Raw genomic sequence first — 7,967 nt, forward strand, 5'->3', positions numbered from 1 at the left:
ATGCTTAATTTTGTATTGTGAATTCTAAAGGAGAATAGTAAATGGGAATATTTTCAATAATTAATACATCTGGAAGCGGTTTAACAGCTCAAAGAACAAGACTAGATGTTATTGCTGATAATATAGCAAACGTTAATACAACAAGAACTACTGAAGGCGGTGCTTTCAGAAGAAGCAGAGTTATATTTAAGCCTAGAGATGACGGCAATAAATATAGAAGCCCATTTTTACCAGATGCTTTACAGCCTAATGTTGGTACTGGTGTAAGAGTATTCAGCATAGAAAAGGATATGGAAACAGCAACTAGATTTGTATATGATCCTTCTCACCCTGATGCTATTAAATATGGTGAAAAAGCTGGTTATGTAGAAATGCCTAATGTTAACCCTGTTACTGAAATGGTTGATATGATGGAAGCTTCAAGAGCTTATGAGGCAAACTCTACTATGATTCAATCTGCTAAAACTATGTTTGGAAGTGCTTTGAATATAATTAGATATTAATTTTTAATAAGATTTTTATAAAGGATATTTTTTATGAACGTTGGAAATGTTGGAGATAATTACGGATTCGTACTAAAAACTACAGATCCTAGACATTATGGACCTGCTCAGCAGTTAAGAAGAAGTTCTAGTAACGATTTAATAAGTAATTTCGGTACAATGTTAAGCGATGCTATAGAATCTGTTAATCAAAAACAAGTTGACAGAGATAATATTATAGTACAGGCAGGTATAAGACCAGATCAGGTTGATGTATCTGATGTAATGAACGCTATTGCTGAAGCTGAATTATCACTTAGCTTTACAAAAGCTGTAGTTGATAGAGCAGTTAGAGCTTATCAAGAAGTTACAACTTATAGATAATATAAAATAGAAATAATGAACAATAATAAGCTGTTCTCCTTCAAAAAAGAGTTATTAAGGGCAAGCGTTTATGGTGTTATAGCCATAGCGTTTGCCAACTTAATTTTTTTTTCAATCTATAATAATAATCAATTATATATAACAATACTTTTAATTATTCTCGAAATTGCAACAATAATATTTCTATATATCGATGTTTCAAATATTAATAAAAGAAAATTATTATTCATAAGAAATAATTCACAATTAGAACATACATTAAATAAAAATGTTACTAAAGATAATATAATAGACAGACTTAGATATTTTGGTTATAGTATGTATTCTATTAATTCATCAAGAGTATTTATAAATGCTGATGTAATAAAGAATAAAAAATCCATTATAATACATGCATATTATTTTTTCTTAGTTGATATTGATAAAGACGGAGAAGCAGTTTTAAATAATATAAAAAATGAAATCAATGAAATATTTGATTTATATGTAGATGATAATCAAAAACTTTTCAAGAAAGATGATAATGATGAAAAAGCAAAAATATTAAAAGCTAAATTATATAATCATGCAGTTTTTATATTCTATGGTGATAATATTCCAGATAGAATAATAGAGATGTCAGAACATGGCTATACAAAAGAAAAGTTATTAAATAGCAATGCTCAAATATTCACTGTTTCATATTTACCTAATCAAAACAAATTGTATTTTGCTGAGAAGATAGAAAATGTAATCAATATAAATAAATTTCCAAAGAATGACTTTGTTTATATAATAAAAGATATATTTTCATTATAACTAATTTATACTCAAACAATTATACTTTATCAAAATAAGGTTAATATTTCGTTTTAACATTTGTATTTTTTACAATATGGAAAAAATAAAAAATTATATGCTTAAAAATTTTTAAGTTTGTCAATTTTTTTGTTGTTCTTTTTCCCGCCGCATACGCTCTGCGGACTTCGTCAAAGAACCAAAAAGTGCAAGGATAAAATTAGTACTAAATCATACTAAAATTGTTTTACATGTAATATAAATTATCAATTTAAGCTAAAATATAGCCCTTTTGCTTCTTTGTGGCAATACCACAGGCACTCCCTACGGTCGCAAAAGAAGTGTGGTATGGGGCAAAGCCCCATATATTAAAAAGAGAATATAATTTTATTTTTGACAAAATATAGTTGTTTAGGTATATATTAAATATAATTACATTTATATATTTTAAAAATCAAAAGTAAGAGGATCAGCTCCTATTCTGTCTCCGTTTTCTAATGAATTTATTTTTTCTATATCATTTTGTTCTAATTTAAAATCAAATACATTAATATTTTCTTCTATTCTGTCTTTATTTACTGATTTAGGTATAACTGCAATATTGCTTTCAATATTCCATCTTAGTATTATTTGAGCAGGAGTTTTATTGTATTTTTTGGCTATATCTAATATAACATCATTATTAAATAATTTTCCTCTGCCGAGAGGAGACCAAGCTTCCAATACAATATTATGTTTTTTACAAAAATCTACTAATTCATTTCTTAATAAATTTGGGTGTCTTTCTATTTGATTTACTACAGGTGCTATATTACAATGAGCGAATATATCTTTTAAATGTTTTATTTCAAAATTACTTAATCCTATAGATTTAGCCTTTTTACTTTGACATATATTCTCTAATGCTCTATAAGTATCTAAATATCTTTCCTTTTTCTGTCCAGGCCAATGAATTAATAATAAATCCACATAATCCATATTAAGTTTTTCCAAGCTTTCCTCAAATGATTTTCTTGTAGAGTTGTATCCTTGTTTTGTATTCCATATTTTTGTTGTTATAAATACTTCTTCTCTTTTTATTCCTGTTTTTCTTATAGCTTCGCCTAATTCCTTTTCATTATTATAAAATTGAGCAGTATCAAATTTTCTATATCCTGCCTCTATTGCCCATTTTACAGCGTTTTCCAATTCTTCTTTATTTGTCATTTTATACACACCAAGACCTAATATTGGCATTTCTATACCATTATTGAATTTGACGTTAAACATAATTTATTCCTCATTGTAGTATTAATTTTATTATATGTTATAATAGATTTAATTACAGCAATATTTTTTTGTTCTCTATATAATAGTTAAAAAATGTTTTATGGATTTTATGATTTTCCGATAATATTTAGTAATTAACATAATAATGTATTTGGGGGATTCAATTGGCAAGTAACAACGGATACGAAAAATATAAAAAGGTAGATGTAAGTACAGCTTCACAAAATAGGCTGATTATTATGCTTTATGATGGAGCTATTAAGTTTTTGGAAACCGCATGTGCTGCTATGGATAAGAAACATGGTACAGAAGAAGCACATAATAATATAGTAAAAGCACAAGAAATCATTTATGAGCTTTTATCTTCTTTAAACTATGAGGCAGGAGATATAGCTAATAGATTAGCTTCTATATACACATATATGAATCAAAAACTTACAGAAGGTAATATATCTAAAACTAAACCGCCATTGCTTGAAGTTATAAGATATCTTAAAGAATTAAAAATGGCTTGGGAAGGTGTTGAGGAGCAATTAGCTAAAGGAAATGTTGAAAATAAAACTTCATCTTCTACTAATAAGAAAGATGATTCTTCTTCATCATCAAGCGGTGAAAGTAAATTAAATATAACAGGTTGATATATCAATGAAAAATATATATAAATTAACATTATTGTTTATAACTTCTATTGTGTTTTTTATATCTTGTAAAGATAAAGATTTTGAAAGTATAGCTCAGTATGAAGCTAGAATGAATAGTATGGAAATATTGAAATACTATAATATACAAGATGTTATGGCACCTCGTATTGTACCTGACGGAGTATTATTTACATTTGCTGAAAATTATGATTCTGTAGAGGTATCAGGTGATTTTAACCATTGGGAAGATAGTATTCCTCTTATAAAAAGTTCTTATGGTGTTTATTATTATCTTTGGCAAGTACCTTTGAAAGCTGGAAAATATTCTTACAGATACAGAGTTAATGGAGTATGGATTAATGACCCAGTGAACTCTAATACAGAATATGATAATAATAATCAGGCAGTTAGTTATTTTGTATTGACTAATGATATAGGTTTTTATGAAAAGAATCCTATTTATAACTCTGATGGTACAGTAACATTCTTCTATAGTAATGAAACAGCTAAAGAAGTTATGTTTACTTCAGATAAATTGGGTTTCGATAGTTTAAGATATCCTATGACATATTCTAATAATTTATGGGTTATAACTTTAAGACCGGAATCAGGAAATTATTATTATAACTTTGTTGTAGACAGAGTATGGGAGGTTGACCCTCTTAATATGAATGTTTATAAAGGTAATGACGGAAGACTTCATTCATATACATTGATTAATTATAATCAAACTAATTCAATAAAATATTAAATTAATTTAGAAATATTATAAAGAGATGTTCATAATTTAATGAACATCTCTTTTTTATTATATAGTATTTTTAGTATTTTAAATTTATCCATTAAATATAAGTGGTTCTAAATTTTTATATAGAAACATAATTATAATGTATTAGTGATATACAATAAATATATTCTTTATTTAAATTATAAATAACTATAGTATTTAAATATATCTTTCAAAATGAACTATTTGACTTTTTTATAATAGAATTATATACTTTGATTGAGGTGTAATATGAGTAATTTATTATTGGATTTTGGCATTATTAATTGTCTTGCTAGGAGTAAAGAAGAATTATACAACAAGTATTTCATTAATGGAGAATACGCTTTAAAAGAAAATAATGATTATACTAAAAAATTTTTTCTCGGAAAAATAGACAATGATTTCTTTAATTTTGAATTAGATGACCCATATAACAATAAAATAAATAAAATGGCTATGTATGCAGTTGATCAATTAAAACCAATAATTGATGAAGCTAAAAAGAGATACGGAAAGAATAGAATATCTGTTATAGTAGGCACATGTGAAAATGGAAGCGATGAAACTAAAGATTATATATTAAGAGGAACAGTTGAAGATAAAAAAAGAATATTAGTTATGCAAAGTTTGAATATATGCTGTGATTTTTTACAAAAGTATTTAGATGTCACTGGTATTTCTTTCACAATATCAACAGCATGTACTTCAAGTGCAAATGCAATAATTGCTGCTGATGAGCTTATAAGAAGCAATGTAATAGATGTTGCTATAGTAGGCGGTGCTGATGTTGTAACTGATACTGTTGTTTACGGTTTTGATTCTCTTGAAGTTGTTGATTATAATAAGACAAATTCCTTTTCAAAAAATAGAAGCGGAATTAATTTAGGAGAAGGTGCAGCATTTACTGTACTTGCCAGAGAGAATTTTATTGATTCAGAAGATGCTTTATATCTTAAAGGCTATAATAGTAATTCAGATTCACATCATATGACAAGCCCAGATATAGAAGGAAATACTACAAGTAAATGTATCAATGATGCTTTAAAACATGCTGATATGAATATTAACTCTATAGATTATATAAATCTTCATGGTACAGGTACTTTAATTAATGATAAAATGGAAAGTAAAACATTAGAAAGAGTAAATGCTTCTAATATATACTGCAGTTCAAGTAAAACATCATTTGGCCATACTATAGGTGCCGCTGGTGCTATGGAGCTTGGAGTTTGTTATATAGCTCTTTCTAAAATGAATAAAGAAAAGATAATACCGCCTCATTTATATGACGGTGAATATGATAATGAACTTTCAAGAATAAATTTGGTTACTAAGAAAATTTCTGCTGAAAGACTTGAAAATTGTATGAGTGTTTCTTTTGGTTTCGGCGGAAGCAATACTTGTTTAATAGTTGGAAAATAATTATTTATGGAAAGCAAATATATATTAAATGTACCGCATAAAGGTAAAATGCTTTTAATAGAAGGCATTATTGATATAAATTTTGATGAAAATGAAATATTAACTTTTTCTAATATAAAAGAAGATAATATATTTTATGATCATTGTGAAAATTCTGATGATGAAGGTATAGAGTCTTATATATTTACAGAGTATGTGGCACAAACTTCAGCTGCTTATAATGGGGCTTTAAACAACAGTAATGATTCTAATAGGGTAGGTTTTATCTTAAATATTAAGAAAGTTAATTGTTATATTAATAGAGTAAAATCAGATAGCAGAGTTTATATATTTGTAAAAGAAGTATTGAAAGATTCAAATATAGCTTATTATGATGGGGAAGTAATAATAAGTAATGATTATATAAATAGTTTGGAAGAATATAAGAAAATAGTTAATTATAAAAATAAAGTTATGGACTGTTCTATTATGGTAATGGAAAGTTCTTCAGAAAATCTAATAAACGGATAAATTATGGTAAATAAAAATAAATCTATTTTAATAACTGGGGCTTCTGGAAGTATAGGTCTTGCTATATCAAAGAAAGTCATATCAAATGGTTATGATGCTGTATTATGCTACAATAGAAACGATTCTTTTATAAATGAAATTAAGGATTATTCAAAAGATTATGATGTAAATATAAGATTCTTAAAGATAGATGTTTCAAACAGAGATGAAGCTAAAAATATTTTACTTAAGGATATTGAAGACAATTCACCTTATTATGGTGTAGTTCTTTCTTCTGGAATTACTATGGATAATGCTTTTCCTGCTATGACTGGAGAAGAATGGGACAATGTTATAGATGTTAATCTTAAAAGTTTTTATAATATTGTTAATCCTATAGTTATGCCTATGATAAGGTGCAGAAAAGGAGGACGTATTATAGCTATAAGTTCAGTATCAGGTATTATAGGTAATAGAGGACAAGTTAATTATGCTGCTTCAAAAGCTGGTTTAATAGGTGCTGTAAAATCTTTGGCTATAGAATTAGGTAAAAGAAATATTACTGTTAATTGTATTGCTCCTGGTGTTATTGAAAGCGAAATGATAAATGATGAGATAATAGATCATGCTAAAAATATGATAGCTTTAAAAAGAATAGGAAAACCTGAAGATGTTGCTAATGTTGTTAACTTTTTATTATCTGATGAAGCTAATTATATTACAAAACAGGTTATCAGTGTAGACGGCGGAATGTTTTAAATAATTTAATATGTAATTATCATTTTTTGTATGATATGAACTATATTTCTTCAAAAAATTTTTTACAAATATAGTTTTAATCTTATTTATATTAAGAGTATTTGTATATAAAATAGGTTATTTATGAAAAAGTTTATTTATGTATTTTTTACATTGGCCTTATTTTTTAATGCCGTTTATGGATTAACAGATAATGAAATTAAATTTTTAAAATCATGTGAAGAAGGAAAATATGATTCCGTAGTTTCGCTTATTAATAGAAAAGTTAATATTAATGTAGTTTCAGAAGATGGAGTTACAGGTTTAATGCTTGCTTCTCATCATGGACATAGTGCTATTGTTAGATTATTAGTAAATTCAAAAGCAGATATTAATATTGCTGATAAGGTAGGATATACTGCTTTAATTATGGCTGTTACAGGCGGATATGCTGATATAGCAAAAATATTGTTAAAAGCCGGTGCTGATGTTAATGCTGCCAACACTTATGGAGAAACTGCTTTGCATGTGGCTTCTTATAAATTGTATGCAGATATAGTTCAAACTTTAGTAGATTATAAAGTTAATATTAATGCTGTAAATAATGATGGTGATAATGCCTTAATAATGGTATTTATGTCAGCTGATAAAAGTGAAAATATGCTTCCAATTGCTAGGATATTATGTGACAATGGTATCGATGTTAATGCTAAAGATAAAAACGGAAGAACAGCTCTAACTTACATTAAAGAAAATTATAAAAAACCTGAAACATTAATAGCTTTCTTAAATGAATACGGTGCTACTGAATAATAAACTCATAATTTAAATGTCTAATATTTATTATTTTATAAGATTTATTAATATTATAAAAGTATTGTATTCATTAATAAAAAATATCTGCGAAACATTCTAATATTAAATGCACAGGAGCCAGACATATTGCATTAAGTATTCCTTAGTTTTTTAAAGTATAACATAGGTGTATCATAATTT

General features: G+C 26.6%; 10 protein-coding genes. 9 read left to right on the forward strand and 1 reads right to left on the reverse strand.

Annotated features, from left to right (window positions below):
- Positions 1 to 41 precede the first annotated feature (41 nt).
- The 3 genes from flgC to Q0K52_RS14255 are packed head-to-tail and all read left to right on the forward strand — an operon-like array spanning position 42 to position 1,664.
- Positions 42 to 503, forward strand: coding sequence for a flagellar basal body rod protein FlgC (gene flgC / locus Q0K52_RS14245; RefSeq protein WP_012670385.1), 462 nt, complete (start codon positions 42 to 44; stop codon positions 501 to 503).
- 33 nt (positions 504 to 536) lie between these two features.
- On the forward strand, positions 537 to 866 hold the full coding sequence (gene fliE, locus Q0K52_RS14250) for a flagellar hook-basal body complex protein FliE (protein WP_297300547.1): 330 nt from the start codon (positions 537 to 539) through the stop codon (positions 864 to 866).
- A 15-nt stretch (positions 867 to 881) separates the two neighbouring features.
- Positions 882 to 1,664 (forward strand): hypothetical protein, encoded by a 783-nt coding sequence (locus Q0K52_RS14255; RefSeq protein ID WP_297300548.1) that lies wholly within the window; start codon positions 882 to 884, stop codon positions 1,662 to 1,664.
- Positions 1,665 to 2,090: 426 nt separating this feature from the next.
- On the opposite strand, the gene Q0K52_RS14260 is transcribed toward Q0K52_RS14255, so the two are convergent.
- Positions 2,091 to 2,912: an aldo/keto reductase gene (locus Q0K52_RS14260; protein WP_297300549.1), complete on the reverse strand. Its 822-nt coding sequence runs from the start codon at positions 2,910 to 2,912 to the stop codon at positions 2,091 to 2,093.
- Between the two features lie 164 nt (positions 2,913 to 3,076).
- Here Q0K52_RS14260 and fliS point away from each other — a divergent pair, with 164 nt between their 5' ends.
- The 6 genes from fliS (at position 3,077) to Q0K52_RS14290 (ending at position 7,784) form a co-directional block, all read left to right on the forward strand.
- Positions 3,077 to 3,550: a flagellar export chaperone FliS gene (gene fliS, locus Q0K52_RS14265; protein WP_297300550.1), complete on the forward strand. Its 474-nt coding sequence runs from the start codon at positions 3,077 to 3,079 to the stop codon at positions 3,548 to 3,550.
- A gap of 7 nt (positions 3,551 to 3,557) precedes the next feature.
- Positions 3,558 to 4,304: a protein kinase gene (locus tag Q0K52_RS14270; protein ID WP_297300551.1), complete on the forward strand. Its 747-nt coding sequence runs from the start codon at positions 3,558 to 3,560 to the stop codon at positions 4,302 to 4,304.
- 267 nt (positions 4,305 to 4,571) lie between these two features.
- A complete protein-coding gene (locus tag Q0K52_RS14275; RefSeq protein WP_297300552.1) occupies positions 4,572 to 5,744 on the forward strand; it encodes a beta-ketoacyl synthase N-terminal-like domain-containing protein in 1,173 nt (390 codons plus the stop codon).
- Between the two features lie 6 nt (positions 5,745 to 5,750).
- Positions 5,751 to 6,254, forward strand: coding sequence for a 3-hydroxyacyl-ACP dehydratase (locus tag Q0K52_RS14280; protein WP_297300553.1), 504 nt, complete (start codon positions 5,751 to 5,753; stop codon positions 6,252 to 6,254).
- 3 nt (positions 6,255 to 6,257) lie between these two features.
- On the forward strand, positions 6,258 to 6,992 hold the full coding sequence (gene fabG, locus Q0K52_RS14285) for a 3-oxoacyl-ACP reductase FabG (protein WP_297300554.1): 735 nt from the start codon (positions 6,258 to 6,260) through the stop codon (positions 6,990 to 6,992).
- 123 nt (positions 6,993 to 7,115) lie between these two features.
- Positions 7,116 to 7,784: an ankyrin repeat domain-containing protein gene (locus Q0K52_RS14290; protein WP_297300555.1), complete on the forward strand. Its 669-nt coding sequence runs from the start codon at positions 7,116 to 7,118 to the stop codon at positions 7,782 to 7,784.
- Positions 7,785 to 7,967 lie beyond the last annotated feature (183 nt).

The sequence above is a fragment of the uncultured Brachyspira sp. genome (genome assembly GCF_944390845.1).
GTDB classification, from domain to species: Bacteria; Spirochaetota; Brachyspiria; order Brachyspirales; family Brachyspiraceae; genus Brachyspira; species Brachyspira pulli.

Excerpts from the sequence above, each read along its gene's own strand:
- flgC (WP_012670385.1), top strand. The coding sequence starts at position 42 with ATGGGAATATTTTCAATAATTAATACATCTGGAAGCGGTTTAACAGCT.
- fliE (WP_297300547.1), top strand. The coding sequence starts at position 537 with ATGAACGTTGGAAATGTTGGAGATAATTACGGATTCGTACTAAAAACT.
- Q0K52_RS14255 (WP_297300548.1), top strand. The coding sequence starts at position 882 with ATGAACAATAATAAGCTGTTCTCCTTCAAAAAAGAGTTATTAAGGGCA.
- Q0K52_RS14260 (WP_297300549.1), bottom strand. The coding sequence starts at position 2,912 with ATGTTTAACGTCAAATTCAATAATGGTATAGAAATGCCAATATTAGGT.
- Q0K52_RS14270 (WP_297300551.1), top strand. The coding sequence starts at position 3,558 with ATGAAAAATATATATAAATTAACATTATTGTTTATAACTTCTATTGTG.
- Q0K52_RS14275 (WP_297300552.1), top strand. The coding sequence starts at position 4,572 with ATGAGTAATTTATTATTGGATTTTGGCATTATTAATTGTCTTGCTAGG.
- Q0K52_RS14280 (WP_297300553.1), top strand. The coding sequence starts at position 5,751 with ATGGAAAGCAAATATATATTAAATGTACCGCATAAAGGTAAAATGCTT.
- fabG (WP_297300554.1), top strand. The coding sequence starts at position 6,258 with ATGGTAAATAAAAATAAATCTATTTTAATAACTGGGGCTTCTGGAAGT.
- Q0K52_RS14290 (WP_297300555.1), top strand. The coding sequence starts at position 7,116 with ATGAAAAAGTTTATTTATGTATTTTTTACATTGGCCTTATTTTTTAAT.